15 protein-coding genes are annotated in these 25,832 nt (G+C 70.1%); 7 read left to right on the top strand and 8 right to left on the bottom strand.

Features of this window, described 5'->3' with window-relative positions; translation table 11 throughout:
• The first annotated feature begins 45 nt into the window (after positions 1–45).
• The 4 genes from CKW34_RS05800 (at position 46) to CKW34_RS05815 (ending at position 16,329) form a co-directional block, all read left to right on the top strand.
• On the top strand, positions 46–12,333 hold the full coding sequence (locus CKW34_RS05800; RefSeq protein WP_059381575.1) for a non-ribosomal peptide synthetase: 12,288 nt from the start codon (positions 46–48) through the stop codon (positions 12,331–12,333).
• The gene (locus tag CKW34_RS05805; RefSeq protein WP_059381574.1) at positions 12,330–13,373 is read left to right on the top strand and encodes an ABC transporter substrate-binding protein; all 1,044 of its coding nucleotides are present in this window, start codon (positions 12,330–12,332) and stop codon (positions 13,371–13,373) included. Before CKW34_RS05800 ends, CKW34_RS05805 begins: the two co-directional genes overlap by 4 nt.
• A gap of 10 nt (positions 13,374–13,383) precedes the next feature.
• Positions 13,384–14,637: an enterobactin transporter EntS gene (entS, locus tag CKW34_RS05810; protein WP_059381573.1), complete on the top strand. Its 1,254-nt coding sequence runs from the start codon at positions 13,384–13,386 to the stop codon at positions 14,635–14,637.
• A gap of 327 nt (positions 14,638–14,964) precedes the next feature.
• A complete protein-coding gene (locus CKW34_RS05815) occupies positions 14,965–16,329 on the top strand; it encodes a PhoH family protein (RefSeq protein WP_174479589.1) in 1,365 nt (454 codons plus the stop codon).
• Positions 16,330–16,384: 55 nt separating this feature from the next.
• On the opposite strand, the gene CKW34_RS05820 is transcribed toward CKW34_RS05815, so the two are convergent.
• Together CKW34_RS05820 and CKW34_RS05825 are read right to left on the bottom strand one after the other, a co-directional pair.
• Positions 16,385–16,813, bottom strand: coding sequence for a carboxymuconolactone decarboxylase family protein (locus tag CKW34_RS05820; protein WP_059381615.1), 429 nt, complete (start codon positions 16,811–16,813; stop codon positions 16,385–16,387).
• A 93-nt stretch (positions 16,814–16,906) separates the two neighbouring features.
• Positions 16,907–17,329, bottom strand: a complete 423-nt coding sequence (locus CKW34_RS05825; protein WP_059381571.1) for a limonene-1,2-epoxide hydrolase family protein — start codon at positions 17,327–17,329, stop codon at positions 16,907–16,909.
• Between the two features lie 160 nt (positions 17,330–17,489).
• Between CKW34_RS05825 and CKW34_RS05830 the strand changes: the two genes are divergently transcribed.
• On the top strand, positions 17,490–18,080 hold the full coding sequence (locus CKW34_RS05830) for an LGFP repeat-containing protein (protein ID WP_226949770.1): 591 nt from the start codon (positions 17,490–17,492) through the stop codon (positions 18,078–18,080).
• 125 nt (positions 18,081–18,205) lie between these two features.
• Here CKW34_RS05830 and CKW34_RS05835 read toward each other — a convergent pair whose 3' ends face one another.
• Complete coding sequence (locus CKW34_RS05835) at positions 18,206–19,621, bottom strand: class II fumarate hydratase (RefSeq protein ID WP_059381614.1); 1,416 nt, start codon at positions 19,619–19,621, stop codon at positions 18,206–18,208.
• Between the two features lie 121 nt (positions 19,622–19,742).
• A complete protein-coding gene (gene glpX / locus CKW34_RS05840; RefSeq protein WP_059381569.1) occupies positions 19,743–20,777 on the bottom strand; it encodes a class II fructose-bisphosphatase in 1,035 nt (344 codons plus the stop codon).
• 183 nt (positions 20,778–20,960) lie between these two features.
• Here glpX and CKW34_RS05845 point away from each other — a divergent pair, with 183 nt between their 5' ends.
• Positions 20,961–21,530 (top strand): DUF4245 domain-containing protein, encoded by a 570-nt coding sequence (locus CKW34_RS05845; RefSeq protein ID WP_080968179.1) that lies wholly within the window; start codon positions 20,961–20,963, stop codon positions 21,528–21,530.
• 21 nt (positions 21,531–21,551) lie between these two features.
• Here CKW34_RS05845 and CKW34_RS05850 read toward each other — a convergent pair whose 3' ends face one another.
• From CKW34_RS05850 to CKW34_RS05860, 3 genes are read right to left on the bottom strand one after another with little or no spacing between them, the layout of a single operon-like run.
• Positions 21,552–21,809 carry an exodeoxyribonuclease VII small subunit gene (locus CKW34_RS05850; protein WP_059381567.1) on the bottom strand — a complete coding sequence of 86 codons (258 nt, stop codon included), beginning with the start codon at positions 21,807–21,809 and terminating at the stop codon, positions 21,552–21,554.
• Positions 21,806–23,071: an exodeoxyribonuclease VII large subunit gene (gene xseA / locus CKW34_RS05855; protein ID WP_059381566.1), complete on the bottom strand. Its 1,266-nt coding sequence runs from the start codon at positions 23,069–23,071 to the stop codon at positions 21,806–21,808. The genes CKW34_RS05850 and xseA overlap by 4 nt, the downstream gene beginning before the upstream one ends.
• Positions 23,068–23,772: a lipid droplet-associated protein gene (locus CKW34_RS05860; protein ID WP_059381565.1), complete on the bottom strand. Its 705-nt coding sequence runs from the start codon at positions 23,770–23,772 to the stop codon at positions 23,068–23,070. Before CKW34_RS05860 ends, xseA begins: the two co-directional genes overlap by 4 nt.
• A gap of 99 nt (positions 23,773–23,871) precedes the next feature.
• Between CKW34_RS05860 and CKW34_RS05865 the strand changes: the two genes are divergently transcribed.
• Entirely contained in the window at positions 23,872–24,870 is a 999-nt protein-coding gene (locus CKW34_RS05865) for a 4-hydroxy-3-methylbut-2-enyl diphosphate reductase (RefSeq protein ID WP_016693940.1), read from the top strand.
• Positions 24,871–24,948: 78 nt separating this feature from the next.
• On the opposite strand, the gene CKW34_RS05870 is transcribed toward CKW34_RS05865, so the two are convergent.
• Complete coding sequence (locus tag CKW34_RS05870; RefSeq protein WP_059381564.1) at positions 24,949–25,818, bottom strand: DUF6542 domain-containing protein; 870 nt, start codon at positions 25,816–25,818, stop codon at positions 24,949–24,951.
• Positions 25,819–25,832 lie beyond the last annotated feature (14 nt).

The following is a 25,832-nucleotide window of genomic DNA, read 5'->3' on the forward strand; positions in this document are numbered from 1 at the left end:
TGCGCCCGCGGCTCGTCGCGGCATCCGTGGGAGAGAGAAAATTCGATGCAGTCGGTGTACCCCGTCACGCGTGCGCAGCGGACCATCTATTTCGGTCATCAGCTCGACGCCACCGGGCACCTCTACAACACCGGCATGTACACCGAGACCATCGGTGACGACATCGACATCGACCGGATGATCACGGCGATCCACTCGGTGCTCGACGTCGCGGAGACCCTGCACGTCAACTTCGACGTCGACGCCGACGGCAACGTCGTCCAGATCCCGCGCGCGACCCGCGAGTGGGACCTGCCCGTCATCGACTTCCGCGGCGAGGACGACCCGGCGGCGGCGTCCGACCGCTGGATGCGCGAGACGATGAACGAACCGCAGGATCTCGCCCGCGACCTGCTGTTCCGATTCGCCATCCATCGCCTGGCCGACGACACGGTGCGGCTGTACCAGCAGTACCACCACATCGTGAACGACGGCTACGGCATCGGCCTCGCGACCACCGCGATGACCAAGGCGTACGTCGAAGGCAAGGGCCCCGACCGCGCCGCGGAATGGACCCTCGAACGGTACGTGCGCGTCGACGAGGAGTACGTCGCGAGCGAACAGCGCGAACTCGACCGTCGCTACTGGCTCGACGAACTCGCCGACCTCCCGCAGGTGACGCGTCTGCTCGGCTCGGGTCGCTTGTCGAGCCCCGGCGAACTCGTCGCCTGGTCACACATCGATGCCGACGGACGCGGCCGGCTCGAGCGGTACGCCAAGGCGCATGGGACCCGGCTCGCCACCGTGCTCATCGCACTGCTCGGCGCCTATCTGGCCCGGGCCACCCGACGCCGTGACGTGGTGATCAGCCTGCCCACGACCGCGCGCGGCACCCGCGAACTGCGCACCGTGCCCGCGATGGTCGCCAGCGTCCTGCCCCTGCGTTTCGATGTCCCCGACGACGCGCGCCTGGCCGACGTCGCCGAGGTGATCGACGGCAAACTGCTCGGCCTGCTCAAGCACGGCCGGTACCGCGGTGAGGATCTCGGTCGCGAACTCGCCGACATCGACCCGGACTGGCGACCCCCGACCGTGGGCGTGAACATCATGCCCGCCTCCGTCTCGCGGTACTCGGTCGGCCGGGAATCGCAGGCGCACATGCTGTCCTCCGGCCCGGTCGGCGAACTCGAATTCATCGTGGTGCTCGAGAAGGCCGGGCACCCGATCGAGATCGGACTGCGCGGCCACGCCGACGACGCACCGCTCGCGCAGCGCTGCGCCGCCGACCTCGACGACTTCCTCACCGCAATCCTCGCCGACCTCGACGCACCGCTCGGCACCTTCGACGTCGCCCCGGCACCGTCGATCACCGAGGGCCCCGAGGCCGATCACATCGGCGTTGCCGTCGGGCACGAGGACACCACCGCAGGTCCGCTCGCGCTCATGCCGGCCACCGTGCGGCGCCGCGACGCCGGACGCGCCGTGGACGCCGACCTGCGCGAATACCGCATCCCGGCTCCGGAGGACCTCACCGAGGACGCCGTGGTCGCCGCCGTCTCCGCCGTGGTCGAGCACCACCCGGCGCTGCGGACGACCCTCACAGCACCGGCTCCGGTGCTGTGGTTGCTGTCCGTGAACGACTCCGCTGCCGTCGACGCCCGGGCCCTCGTCGCAAGCGCCGCGCTGCCCGCGGGAACCGCGACTGCCGACCTGCCCCTGCGCCCTGATGCCACCGCCGGCCGGATCCTGACCGCGGTGCGGCTCACCGGTGCGGACGAGGCCGCCGGGGAACTGGTGTTCCTCGCTCCCGCCGGACTCGTCGACGAGACGTCCTGGTCGATCGTCACCGCCGATCTGCACCGCGCTCTGCGTGCCGCCCGGCGCGGTACGCCGATCGTGCTGCCGCCCGTGCCCACCTCACCCGCGACCCACGCCCGCGTCTTCACCGAGCAGGCCGCCTCGCCGCAGCGACTCGCCGAGCTTCCCGACTGGATGACCACCGTCGCCCCCGGCACCGAATTCGCTGCCGCGGTGGCCACCGGCCGCACACGGACTCCCGTGACCCTCACGCTGACCGACGACGAATTCGTCACGGCGACAACCTCGGTCGCCGGACTCGTCTCGGGCGACGCAACCGACGTGTGGACGGCGGTGACCGCAGCTGCGGTCGCGAACACCCGCGAGGGCGCCGACGGTGACCTGCTCGTCGACGTCGTCCGCGACGGCCGCATCGCCCTGACCCCCGACGCCGACCTCACCCGCACCGTCGGCGCACTCGACTGGACGACGCCGGTGCGGCTGACGCTCGCCACCGATCCCCTCGACGCCCTGCGTGCCGCGAAGGAACGCCTGCGCACCGCCCCCGATCGGGGCATCGGCTGGCCGATGCTGCGCTACGCCAACGTCCAGGCCGGGCCGGCCCTCGCGCCGCTCGGACAGCCGCAGGTGCTCGTGCGGAGCGGGGGAGACCGCATCGGCAACTACCTGCTCGACATCCACATCGAACGGAGAACCGACGGCGCCGCCGTGCATCTCACCGCCGACGAGGCGCTCGCCCCCGAACTCGTGGCCCGGCTCGCCGAGGCATGGCGGGCAGCGTTCGACGACCTGCTCGGCCGCGCCGACGCCGCCTCGGGGCGTACCTCCCTCACCCCGTCCGATCTCGAGCACGTCACGCTCACGCAGGCCGAGATCGACCGCGTCGCACGCACTGCGCCCGTGCGGATCGAGGACATCTGGCCGCTGTCGCCGCTGCAGCGCGGCCTGTACTTCCAGTCGGTCTTCGACTCGTCGAAGGACATCTACACCGCCCAGTTCTCGCTCGACTTCGGCCACCGTCTCGACGTCGCGCGCCTGCGCCGCGCCGCAGCACGGTTGCTCGCCGAGAACCCCACCGTGCGTGCCGGTTTCACCGACGACGGTCTGGCCGATCCGGTGCAGTTCATCGGCGCCGCGGATCTCGAGGTGCCGTTCACCGAGGTCGACCTCTCCGACCTCGACCCGGCCGAACAACAGGCCCGCGCCGAGAAACTGATCGAGGAGGATCGGCTGCAGCCGTTCGACCTCGCGTCCCCGCCGCTGTGGCGCATGCTGCTGCTGCACCTCGACGGCATCGACCGTCTCGTCGTCAACCGCGAATTCATCCTGTGGGACGGCTGGTCCGGCGCGCTGTTCGTCGATGAGCTTCTCGCCCGCTACGCCGGTGACGAGATCACCGCGTCCGAAGCGGGTTTCACCGACTACCTGCAGTGGCTCGCCGCCCGCGACCGCGTCGCCGCCGAGCAGGCCTGGCGCGACGAGCTCGCCGGCTTCGACAAGCCCACGCTGCTCGCCGGTTCCACCCGCGACCGCGCCGCCATCGTGCCGCTGCGCATCGAGTCGTACATCGACGAGACACTCGCCGCGGCACTGCGCGACCGGGCCCGCAGCACGGGCGTCACCCTCAACGCGCTGATGAACGCCGTCGTCGGCCTGCTGCTCGCCGCCGAGTCCGGCAGCACCGACGTCGTGTTCGGCTCCACCGTCGCCGGGCGGCCCACCGAGATCGTCGGACTCGACCGCGTGATCGGCATGTTCCTCAACACCGTCCCGGTGCGGGTACGCCTGTCCGGTGCCGAGACCGTCGCGGACCTGCTGCGCCGCATGCAGGACGAGTACGCCGACCGCATGGAGTTCGAATATCTCGGACTCGGCGACATCCTCCGCGCCGTCGGCCACTCCGAACTGTTCGACACCCTGTTCGTGCTGCAGAACTTCAAGGACGCCGACGAGATGGCCCGGCAGTCCGCGCGGCACGACATCGTCGCGGAGGACAGTCTCGACCACACGCACTATCCCCTCGCGATCGTCGTGTCGCCGGGACGGACGATGCACGTCAAGATCGACTACCGGCCCGACGTCGTCGACGGCTCGCGTGCCCGGGCCCTGCACGACCGCTTCGTGGCGTTGCTCGAGTTCGTCGCCCGCGGAGTGGATCTGCCGGTCGCGTCCGTGCCGGCACTGACGGCCGCCGAGCACGCCGTCACCGATGCCCGGCTGCGCGCCGAGATCCCCGAGGTCGAGGACGTCACCGTCGCCGAGATGCTCATCGCGCGCGCCGCGACCGACGCCGACCGCATCGCCCTCGTCTCCGGTGAACAGAGCTGCACCTACGGCGAACTCGCCGGCCGCGTCGAAGCGCTCGCCCGCACCCTCATCGCCGGGGGAGCGGGGCCCGAGACCATCGTGTGCCTCGGCATGCCCCGCAGCATCGACACCGTCGTCGCGCTCTTCGCGATCCTGCGCACCGGTGCCGCCTACCTGCCGCTCGAACTCGACCAGCCCGACGAGCGTCTGCGCACCGTCATCGACGACGCGCAGCCGGCGCTGTTCCTCACCACGACCGCGGTGCAGAACCGTCTCGGCCTGCCCGCCGACCGCAGCATCCGCCTGGACGAAGCGGTCGCGATGGAACTCGGCACCGCCGACACCGCGCCGCTGACCGACGCCGAACTCGGCGCGTTCGCCCCGGGCCGTCCGGGCCGGCTCGAGCACCCCGCCTACGTCATCTACACCTCCGGGTCCACCGGCAAGCCGAAGGGTGTGGTCACCCCCTATCGGGGCCTGACCAACATGCAGCGCAACCACCAGGACGAGATCTTCGATCCGGTGGTCTCGTCGGTGGACGGACGCCGGATGCGGGTCGCGCACACCGTGTCGTTCGCCTTCGACATGTCGTGGGAGGAACTGCTCTGGCTCGTCGAGGGTCACGAGGTGCACGTCTGCGACGAGGACCTGCGTCGCGACGCCACCGCGCTCGTCGAGTACTGCAACACCCACGCCATCGACGTCGTGAACGTCACCCCCACCTACGCGACGCAGCTGATCGCGGACGGCATGCTCGACGAGGGGCCGGGACAGCACCGCCCGCCGCTCGTCCTGCTCGGCGGTGAGGCCGTGTCGGATTCGGTGTGGACGCGCCTGCGCGAGACCGACGGCACCCTCGGGTACAACCTCTACGGCCCCACCGAGTACACGATCAACACCCTCGGCGGTGGCACCGACGACAGCGCGACCCCCACGGTCGGCGTCCCGATCCGCGCGACCCGCGCCTACATCCTCGACCCGTGGCTGCGGCCCGTCGTCGACGGTGTCGTCGGCGAGTTGTACATCGCCGGTGTGGGTCTCGCACGCGGCTATCTGAACCGTTTCGGGCTCACCGCCGACCGGTTCGTCGCCGATCCGTGGTCGGCCGGTGGCCGCATGTACCGCACGGGCGACCTCATGCGCCTACGTCCGGACGGCAACCTCGACTATCTCGGCCGTGTCGACGACCAGGTCAAGATCCGCGGCTACCGCGTCGAACTGCACGAGATCGCCGCCGTGCTCGAGGAGCACCCCGAGGTCGGCACCGCAGCGGTGATCGCCGTCGACGACCCGCTCGTGCCCGGAGCGAAAAGACTTGCCGCCTATGCGGTTCCGGCTGGCGACGGTGATCCGTCCGACCTGTCGTCGCGGCTCGTCGCACACCTGCGCGCCCAACTGCCCGACTACATGGTCCCGGCCGGGGTGCAGCTCATCGACTCCGTGCCGATGACCGTCAACGGTAAGCTCGACACCCGCGCCCTGCCCGAACCGCAGGCCGCCACGGGCCTCGGTGGACGCGCCCCGCGCACCGGGACCGAGAAGGTCCTGTGCGAGGTCTTCGCCGACGTCCTCGGCATCGACGAGGTCGGCGCCGACGACGACTTCTTCGAACTCGGCGGGCACTCGATGATCGCCATGCGGATCGTCGGCCGCATCCGCTCCGAACTCGGCGTGGACGTCACCATCCGCGACCTGTTCGAGGCCCGCAGCGTCGAGGAACTCGCCCGCCGCATCCCTGGTGCCGCAGCGGCGCTCCCGCCGGTCACCGCGCGGACGCGCCCCGACCGGGTGCCGCTGTCGGCCGCCCAGGAACGCCTGTGGCTGCTGCAGCAACTGCAGGACGACAGCCTCGCCTACCACTACGCGCACGTCGCCCGCCTCGACGGTGAGGTGGACGCCGATGCCCTCGCTGCGGCGGTCGCCGACGTCGTGGAACGTCACGAGAGCCTGCGCACCGTCGTCGAGTCCGAGGACGGCGCGCCCTACCAGCGGATCCTGTCCACGCCCGAGGCCGTGCGCTTCGAACTGCACGAGACGGAATCCGAGGATGCCGTCCGGGCGTTGCTCACCGAGCGGCTCACCGCGTCGTTCGATCTGCGCACGGACCCGCCGCTGCGGGTCGTGCTGGTGCGCGTCGCACCCGACCGGCACGTCCTCGCGGTGGTGCTGCACCACATCGCGACCGACGAATGGTCGGACGCCCCGCTGCTCGGCGACCTCACCCGCGCCTACCTCGCCCGGTCGGCCGGTGCGGCACCCGAGTGGTCGCCGCTGCCCGTCCAGTACGCCGACTACACGCTGTGGCAGCGCGAACTGATCGAGGCCGGCCGGATCGACACCCAGATCGACTACTGGACCGACACTCTCGCGCAGCTGCCCGACGAGATCGTCCTGCCCACCGACCGGCCCCGCCCCGCGCGGCCGACCGGCGCGGCGGGCAACACCACCGCGACGGTCCCCGCCGACATCGCCGCCCGACTGCGTGCGGTCGCGGATGCCCGCGGCGGCACGATGTTCATGGCTTTGCACGCGGCCTTCGCGGCACTGCTCTCGCGTCTCGGCGCGGGCGACGACATCGTCGTCGGCACCCCGGTCTCGGGCCGGTCCGACACCGCCCTCGACGAACTCGTCGGTTTCTTCGTCAACACCCTCGTGCTGCGCACCGACCTGTCCGGCGAACCCACCTTCGCCGATCTCCTCGACCGGGTGCGCGAAACCGATCTCGCGGCGATGGCGCACCAGGAGGTGCCCTTCCAGCAGCTCGTCGAACGCCTCGCGCCGTCGCGCGTCGAGGGCCGGAACCCGCTGTTCCAGGTGATGGTGAGCTACCTGCAGCGCCCCGCGCAGCTGCCCGACCTGCTCGGTGTGCCCACCCGCTGGGAGCCGCTGAGCAACGTCCGCGCCAAGTTCGACCTCAATCTCACCTTCGTCGATGCCCCGGACACCGGTGAGGTCGCCGTGTCGGTGGAGTACGCCACCGACCTGTTCGACGCCACCACGGCCGACTCATTGCTCGCTGCGCTGCTCACGCTGCTCGAGCAGGTCGCGAGCGCGCCCGAGGTCCGGATCGGCGACGTCGCGATCCTCGCCGCCGACGAGGCTGCGGGACAGCTCGCCGTCGGTGCCGGTGAGCGCGTCGACTTCGCCCTCGTCCCGCTCGGTGAGGTGCTCGCCCGCAGCGCCGCCGAACACGCCGAACGCCCGGCGCTCGTCGCGGCCGACCACACCCTCACCCATGCCGCGCTCGATGCCGCCTCCAACCGCCTCGCCCGCGAACTCGTCGCGCTCGGTGCCGGTCCGGGCGCGATCGTCGCGGTCGCGGTGCCCCGCTCGGTGGAGCAGGTCGTCGCGATCCATGCCGTCGTGAAGTCCGGTGCGGCCTACCAGCCGATCGACACCACGCTGCCGGAGGCACGCATCGAGTACCTGCTCGGCGACGCACGTCCGCGAGTCGTGCTGACGCGCAGCGACATCGAACTGCCCGGCGAGCATCCGAGACTCGACCTCGATGCCCCCGAGGTCCGTGCCCGCATCGGTGCCCGCGGCCCGGAGCCGGTCACCGACACCGACCGGATCGCGTCGCTCACCCTCGACCACCCGCTCTACGTCATCTACACCTCGGGATCGACGGGTCTACCCAAGGGCGTTGCCGTGTCGCACCGCGCCGTGGCGAACCGGCTCGAATGGGTGCGCCGCGAACTGCCCGTCTCGCCCGACGACCGGGTGCTGCTGCGCACACCCGCGACCTTCGACGTGTCGGTGTGGGAGTTGTTCGCGCCGTTCGTCGACGGTGCGAGCGTCGTCGTCGGCGGACCCGACGCGCACCGCGATCCCGTCGAATCGGCTCGGTTGCTGCGCGACGGGAACATCACCGTCGCCCACTTCGTGCCGTCGATGCTCGAGGAGACCCTCGCCGTGCCCGCCACAGCGGACGCCGCGAGCCTGCGCCGCATCGTGTGCAGCGGTGAAGCACTGTCGCCGCGCACCGTCGAACGCGCGGCGAAGGTAGTCCCGCAGGTGAAGATCCACAACCTGTACGGCCCGACCGAAGCCGCCGTCGAGGTCACCCTCGACGCCGAGCCGGGTACCCGGATCGGTTCGCCCACACGAGGTTCCGTCATCGGCCGACCGGGCGCGAACGTGTGCCTGTACGTGCTCGACCGGTACCTGCGCCCCGTGCCGGCCGGCACCCCGGGTGAGCTGTACATCGGGGGAGCGCAGGTCGCGCAGGGTTACCTGCGGCGTCCGGCCCTCACCGCGCAGCGGTTCGTCGCCGACCCCTACGGCGACCCCGGTCGGAGGCTCTACCGCACCGGCGACCTCGCGCGCTGGGACGCCCGCGGTGACCTCGAATATCTCGGACGCGGCGACGACCAGATCAAGCTGCGCGGTCTGCGCATCGAACTCGGCGAACTCGAGGCAGCTCTCGACGCCGTCGACGGAGTGGCCCGTGCGGTGGCCGCGGTCAAACCCGGTCCCGCCGGGTCTGCCGGTTCGACCGGCACAAGCGACTCGGTGCTCGTCGGATACGTCGTTCCCGCATCAGAAGTCGCGGTGGATCCGGTGGCGGTGCGTGACGCACTCGTCGGACGTGTGCCCGACTACCTGCTGCCCGCACGGGTTCTCGTGATCGACGCGGTCCCGACCACCTTCAACGGCAAACTCGATCGTAGTGCTCTACCGGCACCGGAATTCGGCACCGGATCCGGACGACAGCCGCGCACCGAATTCGAAGCAACGGTCGCGACACTGTTCGCCGACGCACTGGGACTCGACGAGGTCGGCATCGACGACGACTTCTTCGCCCTCGGCGGGCATTCACTCGCAGCGATCCGGCTCGTCAACGCGATCCGCTCGGAGCTCGGTGCAGATCTGGCCCTGCGCACGGTCTTCGACGCCCCGACCGTGGCGTCGCTCGCGCAGCGATGCGCGGGCGCCGGACAGGCGTCGCCGCGACCCGCGCTGGTCGCGGCCGATCCGCGACCTGCAATGGTGCCGTTGTCGTATGCGCAGCAACGCCTCTGGATCCTCGACCAGCTCGGAGCCCGCGGCGGCGTGTACAACGTGCCCGTCACGTGGCGGGTGCACGGACGCGTCGAGGCCCCGGCACTCGAAGCGGCCGTGCGCGACGTCGTCCTGCGCCACGAGGCGCTGCGCACCGTCTTCCCGAGCGTGGACGGACAGGCCTACCAGCAGGTGCTCGCGCCCGACGAGGTCCGCGTGATCGCCGACCACCGCTCGGTCGCCGCGGCCGATGTCCGCGATGCGCTGGCCGAGGCGATCGATCACCGCTTCGATCTGTCGGCCGAGCTGCCGGTACGGCTGTCGGTCCTCGACGCCGGGGACGACACCGTCGTGGCGCTTGTGATCCACCACATCGCCGTCGACGAGTGGTCGACCAAGGCGCTGCTCACCGATCTGGCGACCGCCTATGCGCTGCGGCAGGTGGGGCAGGCACCCGACTGGACACAGCCCGCCGTCCAGTACGCCGATTTCACGCTGTGGCAACGCGACCTGCTCGGCGACCCGGCGGATGCGGAGTCGCTCGCCGCTCGTCAGCGCGCCTACTGGCGCGATGCCCTCGCCGGACTGCCCGAGGAACTGCCGCTGCCGGCCGATCGGACCCGTCCGGCCCGCACCTCCTATCGCGGTGGTGCGGTGCCGTTCGCGCTGGACCCGGAGATCGTGCGGGCACTGCGAGAAGTCGCACGCGCACACGACGTCTCGATGTTCATGGTCGTGCAGGCCGCCGTGGCGGTGCTGCTCGCGGCCTACGGTGGTGGCGAGGACATCCCCCTCGGCACCCCGGTCTCCGGACGCGGCGACGCACAACTCGAGGATCTCGTCGGTTTCTTCCTCAACACCCTCGTACTGCGCACCGACCTGTCCGGCGACCCCACCGTCGCCGAACTGCTCGACCGCATCCGCCGCACCGACCTCGAGGCGTTCGACCACCAGGACCTGCCGTTCGAGCAGGTCGTCGACGCGGTGCTCGGCTCCGACCGATCCGTCTCGCGCGCGCTGCACCCGCTGTTCCAGGTGATGATCGTCTATCTCGTCGAACCCGATCCGCGCAGTGCGGGCGGGCTCATGGCGGGTGTCACCCCCGAACCGCACCCGATGGAGACCTCGAAGTTCGACCTGTCCTTCGACCTCGTCGAATATGCGGGAACCGACACCGTCGTCGGTGTCGTCGAGTACAGCTCGGACCTGTACGACCGCCGCACCGTCGAACGTCTCGCCGCCGGACTCGACCGGGTGCTGCGCACGCTGGCCGGGGGAGAGGCGCACCGGCGCCTGTCCGCCATCGACGTGCTGCCGGCCGACGAACGCGCACAACTCGAACGATGGCGGGCCACACCGGCACAGGCCACCGAGGCGGTCACCGTCGCGGACCTGTTCGACGAGGCGGTCGCCCGCCATCCGCACGAGACCGCGCTCGTAGCAGGCGATCTCGACCGGACCTTCGCCGACCTCGCGTCCAGGGTCCGCCGGTGGGCGCGCCTGCTCGTCGACCACGGTGTCGCTCCCGAGACCTGCGTCGCACTCGTGCTGCCCCGCACGGCCGACACGATCGCGGCGATGCTCGCAGTGCTCGTCTCCGGCGGCGCCTACGTCGCACTCGAACCGCGCACACCCACCGAGCGGCTCGCGACGATCCTCGACACAGCCGAGCCGGTCGTCGTGCTCACCACCGGAGAACTCGCGTCGTCGCTGCCCGCGGTGGACGCGCCGGTGCTCGCGCTCGACGACGAGGCGCTCGCCGAGCGGGTTGCCGGCTACGACGACGCCCCGCTGACCGACGCCGACCGGCTCGCACCGCTGCGCGCCGATCACCCGGCCTACGTCGTGTACACCTCCGGGTCCACCGGCACACCCAAGGCGGTCCTCGCCCTGCACCGCGGCCTGACCGCGCTGTTCCACAGTCACCGTGCCGACCTCTACGAGCCGACGCAGGCGCGGACCGGACGCGACCGGCTCCGGGTCGGTCACGCGTGGTCGTTCGCCTTCGACGCATCGTGGCAGCCGCAACTGTGGCTCTTCGACGGGCACGCCGTGCACGTCGTCGACGAGAAGGTCCAGCGCGACCCGGCCGAGATGGTCCGCGTCGCCCACGAATCCCGCTGGGACTTCGTCGAGGTCACCCCGTCGCACCTCGCGCAGCTGCTCGATCACGGACTCGCGGACGACGGACGGTGCCCCGCCTCGCTCGGTTTCGGTGGCGAGGCCGTCTCGCAGCCCATGTGGGATCGACTGCGCGGCCTGGACGGCGTGACCGCGTACAACCTCTACGGGCCGAGCGAGAGCACCGTCGACGCACTCGTCGCACGGTCCTCGGACGCCGAGACGCCCGTGGCGGGCCGACCGGTGGCCGGCACCCGGGCCTACATCCTCGACCGGTGGATGCGTCCCGCGCCGATCGGCGTGGAGGGCGAGCTCTACCTCGCCGGTCGAGGACTGGCCCGCGGCTATCTCGCCGATCCGGGCCGCACCGCCGACCGCTTCGTCGCGGACACGATCGATCCGGAGTTCCCCGGCGACCGCATGTACCGCACGGGTGACCGGGCCCTGTGGATGCCCGACGGACACATCCGGTACCGCGGACGCGGCGACGACCAGGTCAAGATCCGCGGGTACCGGATCGAACCGGCCGAGATCGAGACCGTGCTCTCGTCGCGACCGGATGTCGCGACCGCCGTGGTTCTCGCCCGCACCGATCTCGGTGCGACGGCGCGCCTCGTCGCCTACGTCGTCCCGGCCGCCGGGCACACCCTCGACGCCGAGACCCTGCGACGCGCGGTCGCGCGGGTGCTGCCCGACTACATGGTGCCGTCGGCGACGGTCGTGCTCGACGCCCTGCCCACGCTCGCCAACGGCAAGATCGACCGCGCCGCGCTGCCGCGACCGGAACTCGCCCCGCGAGCGCACCGCGCACCGTCCACACCGGCCGAAGAACTGCTGTGCGCCCTCGCCTCCGAGGCCACCGGCGTCGAACAGGTCGGCGTCGACGACGATCTGCTCGAACTCGGATGCGACAGCATCTCGGTGATGCGGATCCTGGGCGGACTGCGCGCGGCCGGATACGTGATCGACGCGGAGTCGATCTTCACCGCCGGGTCGATCGGCGAACTCGCCGCGACCCTCCACGAGACCGAGATCCGCGACGCCGGGAACGGAGACCCGACCGACGGACCCACGAAGTGTTCTACAGCAGAGGAGAATCGATGAGGATCCACAAGCGACTGCGCCGGATCGGCGTCGCCCTCGCCGCCACCGCCATGCTGGTCGGTGTCACGGCGTGTGGCTCGGACACCGACAGCGGCAGCTCGTCCGGTAGTGCGACGGCGTCGGACGGGGAGTTCCCGGTCACCGTCTCCGGCAAGTTCGGTGAGGCGACCGTCGAGTCCGCCCCGACCCGCGCCCTGCCGCTGTCGCCGCAGGATGCCGACATCCTGCTGTCGCTGGGCGTCACCCCGCTCGCGCTCCCCGTCGATGCCCAGAACCTCGCCGCCACCGGCGGCACCGGTGTGTGGCCGTGGGAGGCCGAAGCGCTCGGCGCCGACGTCCCGCCGCTGCTGAACATGGACGGCGGTGCGACGGTGATCGCCGAGCAGATCGCCGCGCTGCAGCCCGACATCATCGTCTCCACCGGGTTCTGGGGACTCGAGCAGAACACCTACGACCAGCTCGCCGAGCAGTTCCCCGTCGTGCACTTCGACTACCGCGCCAACGGTGAGCCGTGGCAGGATTCCACCCGCAAGATCGCAGCGGCCCTCGGCATCCCCGAGAAGGCCGAGGAGGTCATCGAGCAGGCCGAGGTCGATCTCGACGCCGCCAAGGAGCAGTACCCCGCGCTCGAGGGCGCGACCTACAACGCGATCATCGGCGACACCGGTGGTCAGCTGTCGGTGCTCGCCGCCGACGACCGCGGCATCGGGCAGTTCCTGAACTCGCTCGGCCTCGAGCTCAGCGAGTACGCGAGCACACTGCAGGTCGATGCCGACGGACGCGGTGTGCTGTCCTACGAGGAGATCTCACAGCTCGACGCCGACCTGCTCGTCGTCGTCTCGCCCACGGGCGATCTCGGATACCTGACCAAGTTCGAGGCCTGGAACCGTCTTCCGGCCGTCGAGCGCGGCGCGGTCGTCTCGCTCGCCCGCAACACCGGCATGCCGAACGCTGTGGGCTTCCCGTCGGCGCTGTCGCTGAAGTGGGCCACCGACGAGATCGCCCCGATGCTTGCCGACGCCGCCGCGAAGTCCGAGTGACGGACCGGCAATGAGCAACGGCGCCCTCTTCGATCTGCGGCCGCTGCGCGAGAGCGCGGCCTTCCGCCGGATCTTCATCGCTCGCACCATCTCGATCTTCGGTATCGGGATGCTCATGGTCGGTGTGCCGATCCAGGTCTATGACCTGACCGGATCGTCGCCGATGGTGGGTCTGGTCTCCGCGCTCGAAGGGGGCGCTGCGATCGGCGGCATGCTGCTCGGCGGCATGCTCGCCGATCGCTACAACCGCAAGTTTCTGATCCTGTTCGCCCGCACCGTCTCCGGTCTCACCTTCGTCGGACTGGCCGTCAACGCCGGTCTGTCGTCACCCTCGGTGCCGGCGATCATCGCGCTGACGGTCGTCAACGGACTGATCGGGTCGATCAGCATCGCCGCTCTGCTCGCGGTCGTGCCCACGCTCGTCCCGAAGGGCCAGCTCGTCGCCGTCGGCGCGCTCAACGTCCTCAGCGCCCGCGCCGGAGCCGTCCTGTCCCCGGCGCTCGGTGGTCTCGTGATTGCCACGTTCTCGGTCGCATGGAACTACTGGGTGGCCGCGATCGGCACCGCCGTGACCGTCACCCTGCTCTCGGGACTGCCCGCGCTGAACCCGCCGAAGGCGGACGCCGGGCACGACGCCGACACGCCCGCCGAGACGGTGGCCGGCTTCCTGCGTCGCGAACACGTCGTCGGTGGCGTGATGATCGCCGGTGTCGTCGCGATGCTCGGCGGCGGTGTGCTCGTGCTCGTGCCGGCCTTCGCCGACGCGCGTTTCGAGGGCAACGCGGTCGCCATCGGCGTCATGTACGCGGCGATCGCGCTCGGTGCCGCCGCCGCCACGGTCACCAGTGGATGGCTCGGTCGTTCGGTGCGGCCCGGCCGCGTGCTGCTCACCGCCCTGGTCCTCGGGTTCGTCGTCCAGGCACTGGTCGGCTTCACGTCCGTCCTGGCGCTCACCGCGGTGCTGCTCGTGATCGTCGGGGTCTTCGGGGCCGTGCAGGAGGTGCTGCGCTACTCGCTGATCCAGACGCACACGCCCCACACGCTGCTCGGCCGGGTGAACGGCCTGTGGTCCGCACAGGAGGTCGCGGGCATGTCGGTCGGTGCGCTCGTCGCGGGCCTGTTCGGCGGGATCTTCGACGCCCCGGACGCGGTCGTCGGGTACAGCGCCGCAATGGCAGTCCTCGCGCTGCTCGTGACCCTGCTGCTGCGGCGCCTGCGCGGCGCGACGGTGGAACCGAGCGCGCATCCGGTCGCGGTCGAGTGACCGTCCGTCGCGCGTTTCACGGGCTCGCGGCCCGGTAGCGGACGCGGAGACGAGGGGGAGTGCTGAGGTTCAGGAGTGGTTACGAGGTGCGGTTAACGCAATCTTCACCGACACGCTTCCTCCCTGCCGAGCGAATAGTCCGTATCGGGGTTAGCGTCGGGGGTGTAGGCGGCGCAGGTGCCGACTACACGGGAGGTCCCTGATCGTGTGGCTGACACAGTCCGAGCGAGGGGGCCGGCACCGGGCCTCCGTGGTCGTGACGACACCGGGGACCCACCGGCCCACCGAATACGTCCGGGCGGTGCCGTCCGGGCCGAGGAGCCCCACGTGAACGCAACACGCTCCGTCCCCACCCGCTCCGGCGACGCCTCCGGTACCGCCGCTGCGAAAGAATCCGCTGTACGCACCTATGTGCTGGACACTTCAGTGTTGCTCTCCGACCCTTGGGCGGTCACCAGGTTCGCCGAGCACGAAGTCGTCCTTCCGCTGGTCGTGATCGGCGAACTCGAAGGGAAACGGCACCACCACGAACTCGGCTGGTTCGCCCGCGAATCGCTGCGGCTGCTCGACGACCTGCGGCAGCGGCACGGCCGCCTCGACCAGCCCATCCCCATCGGGGACGAGGGCGGCACCCTCCACGTGGAGCTCAATCACACCGACCCCATGATCCTGCCCGCGGGATTCCGCACCGACACCAACGACTCCCGCATCCTCGCGTGCGCCCTGAACCTGGCCACCGAGGGACGCGACGTGGTGCTCGTCAGCAAGGACATCCCGTTGCGCGTCAAGGCCGGTGCCGTCGGCCTCGACGCCGACGAATACCACGCCCAGGACGTGGTGACCTCGGGATGGACGGGCATGACCGAACTCGAGGTCGACCGCGCCCTCATCGACGAGATGTTCACCGAGGGCATCGTCGACATCGACGACGCGCGGGATCTACCGTGCCACACGGGGATCAGGCTCCTAGGGGGTTCGTCCAGCGCGCTCGGCCGGGTCACCGCCGACAAGCGAGTGCAGCTCGTCCGCGGCGACCGGGAGGCGTTCGGACTGCACGGGCGCTCCGCCGAACAGCGCGTCGCGCTCGACCTGCTGCTCGACGAATCCGTCGGCATCGTCTCCCTCGGCGGCAAGGCCGGAACCGGAAAGTCCGCGCTGGCACTGACGGCCGGACTCGAGGCCGTCCTGGAAAGACGCACCCACCGCAAGGTGGTGGTCTTCCGGCCGCTCTACGCGGTGGGCGGGCAGGAACTCGGCTACCTGCCGGGTACCGAGGCCGAGAAGATGAATCCGTGGGGGCAGGCGGTCTTCGACACCCTCGAAGGACTCGCCAGCCCGGCGGTGCTCGAGGAGGTGCTCAGCCGCGGGATGCTGGAAGTGCTGCCGCTCACGCACATTCGCGGCCGGTCGCTGCACGATTCGTTCGTCATCGTCGACGAGGCGCAGTCGCTCGAACGCAACGTGCTGCTCACCGTCCTGTCGCGGCTCGGTGCGGGATCGCGGGTCGTGCTCACCCACGACGTCGCCCAGCGCGACAACCTGCGTGTCGGTCGGCACGACGGTGTCGCGGCGGTCATCGAGAAGCTCAAGGGGCATCCGTTGTTCGCGCACGTCACGCTCACCCGCAGTGAGCGGTCGCCGATCGCGGCACTGGTGACGGAGATGCTCGAGGAGTTCGCTCCGGGCGCCTGAGCCCCGAGCACGGCCGACACGGCGCGTCCGGCATCCGCCGGGCGCGCCGTCGTCGTCACGCCCCGTCGGAGGTGTCGGTGTCCTCGGAGAGGGGGCCGAGTTCGGCCTCGAGCACTTCCTGGACCACGCGCATCGCAGCGAGTCCGGCGGGGGCGCCACAGTACGCCGAGCAGTGGATGACGGATTCGACGATCTCCGTGCGTCCGAGCCCGTTGCGCAGGGCTCCTCGGACGTGTCCGCGCAGTTCGTTCTCGGCGCGCAGCGCGATGAGCATTCCGAGATTGAGCAGGCTGCGGCTGCGCCGGTCCAGGCCGGGACGCGACCATACGGCGCCCCAGGCGTGTTCGGTCACGAACTCCTGCATCGCCTCGGAGTCGGTGCCGCGGGAACGCTCGAACGCCCGCTCGACGAAGTCGTCACCCATCACTTCGCGCCGGATCTCCAGACCCGCCGTGAATCCCGGAGTGTGCTCGCCGTCGGACATGTTCATCGCTCCCTGCTGATCCGTCGCCGAACGGTTCGGCGACGAACGGATTCTATGCGGGCGTCCTCGGGGGAGCGGTGGGGGTGAGGATCGTCAGGAGCGACGCAGGACGGCGCGCAGTACGCCCACGACGGTTCCGCGGAGGAAGGTGAGGACGTCGAAGTGGTCGTCCCACACGGCGATCCGTCCGTCGCGCAACTCGAAGGTGCCGCACACCCAGAACTCGATGTTCACCGGCCCGAAGCGCAGGATGTCGGTGCGTTCGGTGAGCACGATGTTGCCGTCGGCCGCGATGTGATGGATGACGACGCCGAAGCCCACCGCAGGTCGCGCGAGACCGGCGAGGATCTTCCGGACCCGGGTCCCGCCGCGGATGGTGGGGAGCCAGGTGTTGTGCCACGCGATGTCGTCGGTGATCAGTGAGCCGGCGAGGTCGATGTCCTCCGCGGCCGTCGCCTCCAGGAAGTCGGTCACCGTCGCGACGGCGTCCCGCGCGGTGGTGGTCTGTGTGCTCATCGTTCTCCTCGGCGTCGGCTGCGTCGCATGGTAACGGCAGGAGCCCGGGGGTGGGGCGGATTCGTGGACGGCACGGAATCACCGGAAACCGGGTTGTGTCGCCGAGGAGTCGGGCACCCTGAAATCAGGTACCCGTCCTCTCAGTGACAGGAGCGAACCGATGAATCGAATTCCCCGACGCAGAGCAGCGTTGGTGGCGGCCGCGGCGGCGGTCGGACTGGTGGTCGCAGGTTGCAGCGACGACCAGTCGGCGGAGGACACGGTGGGCAGCGCGACCAGCGCGGTCCAGTCCGCCGCGGAGAGCGTGGCATCCGGGGCGGAGAGCGCCGTCGAATCGATCACGCAGGGCGACGATTCGCCGGAGGGCGACGAGCCCGCGGCCGATCAGTCCAGTGCGGTGCCGGGACCGGACGGCGAGCAGGTCGAACTCAGCGGACCGATCCTGCAGAAGTACGACGAGGTCGGCGGTGCGTCCAGCCCGCTCGGTGCCGCGACCGGCGAGCAGGAGGAGGTCGGCGACGGTTACGTCGCGGAGTTCGAGGGCGGCATCATCGCGTGGAGTCCCGACACCGATTCCCACATCGTGTGGGGTGAGATCCGCACGGCCTGGGAGGCCGCGGGCGGTGCCGGTGGTGATCTGGGATTCCCGATCAGTGACGAAGAGCAGAACGTCGACGGTGCCCGCAGCAACTTCCAGTTCGGGTACATCACCTGGTCGCCCGAATCCGGGACGGAGGTGGTCCAGGAGTGAGGTGACTCCCCGGATCGCTGAGCCCTCGCTGTCCGCTCACGTTTTCGTCATCCGCTACAGCAATTGCTGTAGCGGATGGCGAAATTCGTAGCTGATGCAGGCGGGGTCCGTAGGGACCCTGCGGGTCAGGACTCCTCGTCCACCCGCGTCATCGCCAGGACGTCGAGGCGGCGGTCCAGTTCCTCCTCGCTCAGCCGGTCGCCGACGAGGCCGCGGTCCACGACCGTCTGACGGATCGTCTTCTTCTCCCTCAGGGCCTCCTTGGCGACGGCGGCCGCCTCCTCGTATCCGATCGCGGAGTTGAGGGGAGTGACGATCGACGGCGACGACTCCGCCAGGGTGCGCAGATGCTCGACGTTCGCGACCAGTCCGGTGATGCAGCGATCGGCGAACAACCGGGAGACGTTGGCGAGCAGACGAATCGACTCGAGGACGTTGCGGGCCATCACCGGGATGTAGACGTTGAGTTCGAACGCCCCGGCCGCGCCGCTCCACGCGACGGTGGCGTCGTTGCCCACCACCTGTGCAGCGACCTGCGTAACCGCTTCGGGAAGAACGGGATTGACCTTACCCGGCATGATCGAGCTACCGGGCTGCAGATCGGGGAGCTGGATCTCGGCCAGACCGGTGAGCGGGCCGGACCCCATCCAGCGGATGTCGTTGGCGATCTTCGTCAGCGACACGGCGACGGTGCGCAGCGCGCCGGACACCTCGACCAGCGCATCGCGCGCGGCCTGCGCCTCGAAGCTGTTGCGGGCCCGCTGCAACTCCTCGAGCCCCGTGGTCTCGACGAGCACGGCCACCACGCGCGGACCGAAATCCGCCGGCGCGTTGAGACCCGTGCCCACCGCTGTGCCGCCGATCGGAAGTTCACCGAGGCGGGGGAGCGTCGCGCGGAGACGCTCGATCCCGGCCTCGATCTGGCGGGCGTAACCACCGAACTCCTGGCCCAGGGTCACCGGGACCGCATCCATCAGGTGCGTGCGACCCGACTTGACGACCGTGCGCCACTCCTTCGCCTTCTCGTCGAGGGCACCGTGCAGGTGCTCGAGAGCGGGGATCAGATCCTTGACCGTCGCCTCGGTCGCGGCGACGTGCGTCGCGGTGGGGAAGGTGTCGTTCGACGACTGCGACATGTTGACGTCGTCGTTGGGGTGGACCGTGACGCCGGCCTTCGCTGCGAGCGACGCGATGACCTCGTTGGTGTTCATGTTCGAGCTCGTACCCGAACCGGTCTGGAAGACATCGATCGGGAACTGGTCGTCGTATTCACCCGCGGCGATGGCATCGGCGGCCGCGACGATCGCCTCGGCCTTGTCGGGGTCGAGCAGCCCCAGGTCCTTGTTCACCCGGGCGCAGGCACTCTTGAGCAGACCCAGCGCGCGGATCTGCGCGCGTTCGAGTCCACGGCCCGAGATCGGGAAGTTCTCCACGGCGCGCTGCGTCTGGGCGCGCCACAAGGCGTCGACCGGAACCTGGACCTCGCCCATCGTGTCGCGTTCGATACGGAACTGCTGAGAAGACTGTTCGGTGTCGGTCATGTCCTCCACGTTATGCCGACGGAACGAACGAGGAGGGGCACTGCGACGAGAACTCGTGGCAGTGCCCCTCCTCGGGAGCGATCGGTGAGGATCAGGGCCGTGTGGATCAGGGCCGTGTGGATCAGGGCATGGGATACGGCGAGCCCGCGACACCGTGGAAGTCGATGGACGAGAACTCGCTGAGCTTCTGCAGGCGGTGGTACGCCTCGATCATGCGCACCGTGCCCGACTTGCTGCGCATGACGATCGACTGCGTCTCCGCGCCACCCGCGGAGTAGCGGACGCCGCGGAGCAGCTCACCGTCGGTGACGCCGGTCGCGCAGAAGAAGATGTTCTCGCCGGTGACGAGATCGTCGGTGGTGAGGACACGAGCAAGATCGTGACCGGCGTCGATCGCCTTCTGGCGCTCGGCGTCGTCCTTCGGCGCCAGTCGACCCTGGAGTGCGCCGCCCATGCAACGCATCGCGGCCGCGGCGATGATGCCCTCGGGGGTACCGCCGATGCCGAGCAGCATGTCGACACCCGAACCCGGACGAGCAGCGGCGATCGCGCCGGCGACGTCGCCGTCGGAGATCAGACGGATGCGGGCACCCGCCTCGCGCACCTCCTTGATGATCTGCGCGTGGCGTGGACGGTCGAGGATCGTCACGGTCAGGTCGGCGTGCGCGATGTTCTTCGCCTTCGCGACGCGACGGATGTTCTCCGCGATCGGGGCGGTGATGTCGATGACGTCGGCGGCCTCGGGACCGACGGCGATCTTCTCCATGTAGAACACGGCGGACGGGTCGAACATCGCGCCCCGCTCGGCCACGGCGAGCACCGCGATCGCGCCGGGAGCGCCCTTCGACATGAGGGTCGTGCCGTCGATCGGGTCGACCGCGACGTCGCACAGCGGACCGTCGCCGTTGCCGACCTCCTCGCCGTTGTACAGCATGGGCGCTTCGTCCTTCTCGCCCTCACCGATCACGACGACACCCTGCATCGACACGGAGCTGACCATGTGCCGCATCGCGTCGACGGCGGCGCCGTCGCCACCTTCCTTGTCGCCGCGTCCGACCCACCGGCCGGCCGCCATCGCCGCGGCCTCGGTGACGCGGACCAGTTCGAGCGCGAGGTTGCGGTCCGGAGCTTCGCGGCGTGGGGTGCTGGCCGTCATGGGCTACTGCCTCCTGGAGACTTTTCGGTCGACGCGGGTTGCGCCGGCAGAGGGAGCGGACGCCGAGGGTGTCCGCACGATCGGTGTGTGTCGCGTGGCTATTGTCTCATCACGGCCGATGCTGTGGGCTGTCGGACCCGCCCGGCCTGAACATGCCCGTTTCGTAGCTGTCAGACTGGACGCGTGGCATCCAAGAAACCTCGCATCCTGCAAGACGGTCGCGATATGGCGTGGTCGCTGATCCCGCTGCTCGTGCTGATCCTGTTCATCGCGGCGATCGCCAGCCAGTGCGAGTTCAAGCCCGGCGGGCCCACGGCGGGTCCGGTGCCGAGCTTCGACATCGATGCCGGCCTGAAGTACGACGCGGCGGAGCTCGGATTCCCGATCCGCCATCCCGAGGTGCCCGAGGACTGGCAGCCCAACTCCGGTAGCCGCAGCATCGTCTCCGGTGGCCAGGGAGGTGATTCGAGCACCGTCGGTTTCATCACTCCCGCAGGTCGCTACGTACGTCTCACCCAGTCGGATGCCGGTGAGGACGAACTGGTGCGATTCGTCGCCGGAGGTGCCCGCACCGCCACCGACACCCGTGTCGTCGAGGACCACGACTGGGTGGTTTACGGAGGCGAGGGTGTCGAGGCACTCTGGGTGTCCGACTTCGGCGACGTGCGCATCCTGATCGGTGGCTCGGGCGACGAAGCCGAGTTCACCACCCTGGCCACGGCCGCGGGCAGGGCCGAGCCGCTCGAACCCTGATCCGGGTCGGATCGGTCGAGGTCAGTCCTCGTACTCGTCGTCTTCGTCCTCGTCGTCCGCGAGGGAGAGGGCCTGCTCGACACGTTCGCGGGCGCCGGCGAGATGTTCCTCGCAGCGCTTCGCGAGCGCCTCGCCGCGCTCCCACAGCTGCAGCGAGTCGTCGAGGTCGAGACCGCCCTGTTCGAGCATCTTCACGACGTTGACGAGTTCGTCCCGAGCTCGCTCGTAGCCGAACTCCCGCACATCGGCGTTGGCGTCGTCGGTTCCCACGTTCGTCACTGTCCTGATCTTCCTTGTCGTTCGTGTCCCATGACGGCGGCGCGGGCCGCGCCGTCCGCCACGCGCACCCGCAGCTGGGTGCCGATGGGCATCTCGTCGAGTGTGCGTACCACTTCGGGGGCGCTGCCCGGCACGATCCGCTGGACCACGGCGTAGCCACGCGCCAGGGTCGCCGCGGGTCCGAGGGTCGCCAGCCGTGCCCGCAGGTGTTCGAGCGTCGACGACTGCGACGAGATCAGCCTCGTGACGTCGCGCCGTGCCGCGTGCTGCAGCCGCTCGATCTCCTCGTGCCGCCGGTCGAGATCGCGGAACGGATCGGCCAGGACGGGACGGTCGCGCAGCTGCGCGATCACATGTTCCTCGCGTCGGACCCAGTTGCGCAGCGCTGCCGCGGACCGTGCTCTCAGCTCGTCGACGAGATCGAGTTCGGCGACCGCATCGGGTACGACGCGCTTCGCGGCGTCGGTCGGGGTCGCCGCCCGCAGGTCGGCGACGTGATCGCAGAGCGGACTGTCGGGCTCGTGGCCGATCGCGCTGACCACGGGCGTCGTGCACGCGACGATGGCACGGCACAGCGCCTCGTCGGAGAACGGCAGCAGGTCCTCGACGCTGCCGCCGCCGCGGGCGAGGACGATCACGTCGACGTCCGGGTCCTTGTCGAGTGCTTCGAGGGCCTCGATGAGCTGCGTGACCGCGGTCGGACCCTGCACGGTCGCGTGGCGGACGTCGAACTGCACGGCCGGCCAGCGACGCTGCGCGACCGACAACACGTCGCGTTCGGCCGCGCTGCCACGGCTGGTGACCAGGCCGACGCGGCGCGGCAGGAAGGGGAGGGGGCGCTTGAGCCGCGGGTCGAACAATCCCTCGGCCGCGAGCAACGCGCGCAGTCGTTCGAGCCGCGCGAGCAGTTCCCCGATGCCGATCGCCCGGATCTCGGTGACCCGCAGCGCGAGGCTGCCGCGGCCGGGCCAGAAGGTCATCTTCCCGAACATGACGACGCGGCTGCCCTCGGTGAGCGGCACCCCCGACTGCTGCAGAAGTTGCGGCGAGCAGGTCACCTGCAGGGACATGTCCACCGACGGGTCGCGCAGGGTCAGGAACGCCGTCCGCGTCCCGGGACGAGCGTTGATCTGGGTGATCTGCCCCTCGACCCAGATGGTGCCGAGCTTGTCGATCCACCCGGCGACCTTCTGCGCCACGGTGCGGACGGGCCAGGGCTGCTCCGCGGAGTTCGGGCGTGCCGCGTTCTGTCCGGCCGTCACTTGTTACGCGCGCTCGTGATCCGGTTCGACAGCATCGTCACGAACGGAGTACGCGCGGCGTGAGCATTCTCGTATTCGAGCAACGCTGTGAGCTCGTCCACCGACAGTGCGCGCAGTCGGGCGCGCAGCTGCGCGAGGGTCAGCGAGTCGTAGTCGAGGTATTCGACGATCTCGGAACGGTCGTCGGAGGCGACCTTCGTGTCCGTGGTCTCGCCGATCTTTGTGACCTCGGCGTCGGCGGACTTCGCGGCGGCCTTCTTCGGAGAAGACTTCTTGGCTGCCGTCTTCTTCGCGGGCCCCTTCGTCGTCGCGGTGCCCGCCTTCACCGGTGCGGCCGGCTCGGCCACGGGCGCATCGGCCTCGGTCGCCGGCGGGATCGAGTACAGGGCGAACCGGCCGGGAGCGCCGTTCGGGGTGTTGTTCGTCGAGGTCGTGGGCTCGTCCGAAGGGGCAGAGCCGTCGTCGTCGAAGGTCGCCCACTGTGCGGTCTCGCCGGGCTCCGCTCCGAAGATCTCGAAGAACTGGTCGCCCTTGATGGCGAGCGAGGTCATGACCTGCTGCACTCGCATCGTCGTCTGCAGGATCTGGCTCACCGTCGTCATCGGCAACGAAACGGCTGTGCTCGGCAGCTTGAGGGTCTCTTCGTACGCGGTGACAGCAACGCCGGCAGCCACCCGTGCCAGGAACGGTGGACGGATCATGCCCCAAGACTGCCCGATGATCGGCGTGATTGGTAGCCGGGGAGCACGTCGGCCGCGAGCTGGGAAGCCCCGCTCCGACGCGCCCCGTACTCTGGAGGTATGTCTGCGCCTGTTCCTCTCGAAGTCGGGATCACACGGTCCGCCGGTCCCTCCACCTCCGGAAAGCGCGTCCTGCTCGCCGAGCCGCGCGGCTACTGCGCCGGCGTCGACCGCGCCGTCGAGACCGTCGAGAAGGCGCTCGACAAGTACGGTGCGCCGATCTACGTCCGCAAGGAGATCGTGCACAACCGCCACGTCGTCGACACGCTCGCCGACCGCGGTGTGGTGTTCGTCGACGAGACCGACGAGGTGCCCGAGGGCGCCGTGCTCGTGTTCTCGGCGCACGGTGTGTCGCCCGCGGTCCACGAATCGGCCGCCTCCCGGCAGCTGCGCACCATCGACGCGACCTGCCCGCTGGTGACGAAGGTCCACCAGGAGGCCAAGCGCTTCGCCCGCGACGACTTCGACATCCTGCTCATCGGTCACGAGGGCCACGAGGAGGTCGAGGGCACCGCAGGTGAGGCCCCCGACCACGTGCAGCTCGTCGATGGCCCCGACGCCGTCGATTCGGTGACCGTGCGCGACCCGTCGAAGGTCATCTGGCTGTCCCAGACCACCCTCAGCGTCGACGAGACGATGCAGACCGTGCAGCGTCTGCGTCAGAAGTTCCCGCAGCTGCAGGATCCGCCGAGCGACGACATCTGCTACGCCACCCAGAACCGGCAGGTCGCGGTGAAGGCGATGGCACCCGAGTGCGATCTGGTGATCGTCGTGGGGTCGCGGAACTCGTCGAACTCCGTGCGGCTCGTCGAGGTCGCCCTCGGCGCGGGTGCCCGGGCAGCGCACCTGGTCGACTACGCCAAGGAGATCGATCCGGCCTGGCTCGAGGGCGTCGAGACCGTCGGCATCACCTCCGGTGCGTCGGTCCCCGAGATTCTCGTGCAGGGCGTCGTCCAGTTCCTCGACGAGCGCGGCTTCCACGACGTGCAGTCGGTGACGACCGCCAACGAGACCCTGGTGTTCGCCCTGCCGCGCGAACTGCGCGCGTCGCGTCGCTGAACCGGGTAGTTCCGTAGAGCGAAGACGACCGGTCACCGCCGTCCATCGGCAGGTGACCGGTCGTCTTCGTCGTGTGGGTCAGTCCTCGTAGCGGTCGCGGTACCGCACGCGCGGCGGCTCGTAGCCCTGCGTGGGTGCGGGGGAGGGCGCCGGCCGACCGGTCTCCGGATCGGGTGCCGGGCGGCGCCGCGGCTCGCGGACCTCCGGCGGCACCGGGTCCGCAGGTCGGGGAGCGCGAGCACGTCGAGGGGCGGGCTGCTCGGCGGCCGGTCCTTCGGGACGGACGCGGCGACGCGGACGGGTGTCGGCGACCTCCCGGACCGACGCCTTCGCGGTCGGCGTGCTGCGGCCCGCGGCGGTGCGAGGTGCATCCGCAGGGGTAGCCGTCGCCGATCGTTCCCGGGCCGCACGCCTGGTCGGACGGTCGCTCGCAGCGCGGGTCGGCCGATCACCGGCGGCGCGGGCCGGGCGTTCCTTCGCGGTTCCGGCCTTCGCCGCCCGCGGCTTCGCCCGCTCTCGCGGCGCACGGGCACGTACCCCCGTGTTCTGTCGGGTCACGAAGATCCGGAAACCGCCGATCGCCAGAGCCAGGAGCGTCGCCACCAGCATCGCCGGAAAGCGGTTCACGAGCGGATAGGCGACGTTGAGCGCGAGATCCTTCAAACCGCCGGTGCTGTCGGGGGAGACGATCTCCTGGCCGATCGGCACCGCGAGGAGCAGCAGCAGAGGCGGCTGGGCCATGGCCGTGAACAGTCCGCGATAGCGCACCGCCACCACGGCCGCGACGCAGCCGAGCACATAGAAGACAGTGAACGCAGAGGTCAGCTCGTTCCCGCGTGCGCTGTCGAGCAGCACCCCGAGAAGCGTCGTTCCGGCTGCGATCGCCACGGCACCCCACCAGGGCACACCGGGCACCGTAGGCACCAACGACCGCATGTCGAGCGGCACCGCCGAACGTGCAC

Source organism: Rhodococcus rhodochrous (genome assembly GCF_900187265.1).
GTDB lineage: Bacteria > Actinomycetota > Actinomycetes > Mycobacteriales > Mycobacteriaceae > Rhodococcus > Rhodococcus rhodochrous.

Excerpts from the sequence above, each read along its gene's own strand:
- CKW34_RS05800 (WP_059381575.1), top strand. The coding sequence starts at position 46 with ATGCAGTCGGTGTACCCCGTCACGCGTGCGCAGCGGACCATCTATTTC.
- CKW34_RS05805 (WP_059381574.1), top strand. The coding sequence starts at position 12,330 with ATGAGGATCCACAAGCGACTGCGCCGGATCGGCGTCGCCCTCGCCGCC.
- entS (WP_059381573.1), top strand. The coding sequence starts at position 13,384 with ATGAGCAACGGCGCCCTCTTCGATCTGCGGCCGCTGCGCGAGAGCGCG.
- CKW34_RS05820 (WP_059381615.1), bottom strand. The coding sequence starts at position 16,813 with ATGTCCGACGGCGAGCACACTCCGGGATTCACGGCGGGTCTGGAGATC.
- CKW34_RS05825 (WP_059381571.1), bottom strand. The coding sequence starts at position 17,329 with ATGAGCACACAGACCACCACCGCGCGGGACGCCGTCGCGACGGTGACC.
- CKW34_RS05830 (WP_226949770.1), top strand. The coding sequence starts at position 17,490 with ATGAATCGAATTCCCCGACGCAGAGCAGCGTTGGTGGCGGCCGCGGCG.
- CKW34_RS05835 (WP_059381614.1), bottom strand. The coding sequence starts at position 19,621 with ATGACCGACACCGAACAGTCTTCTCAGCAGTTCCGTATCGAACGCGAC.
- glpX (WP_059381569.1), bottom strand. The coding sequence starts at position 20,777 with ATGACGGCCAGCACCCCACGCCGCGAAGCTCCGGACCGCAACCTCGCG.
- CKW34_RS05860 (WP_059381565.1), bottom strand. The coding sequence starts at position 23,772 with ATGATCCGTCCACCGTTCCTGGCACGGGTGGCTGCCGGCGTTGCTGTC.
- CKW34_RS05865 (WP_016693940.1), top strand. The coding sequence starts at position 23,872 with ATGTCTGCGCCTGTTCCTCTCGAAGTCGGGATCACACGGTCCGCCGGT.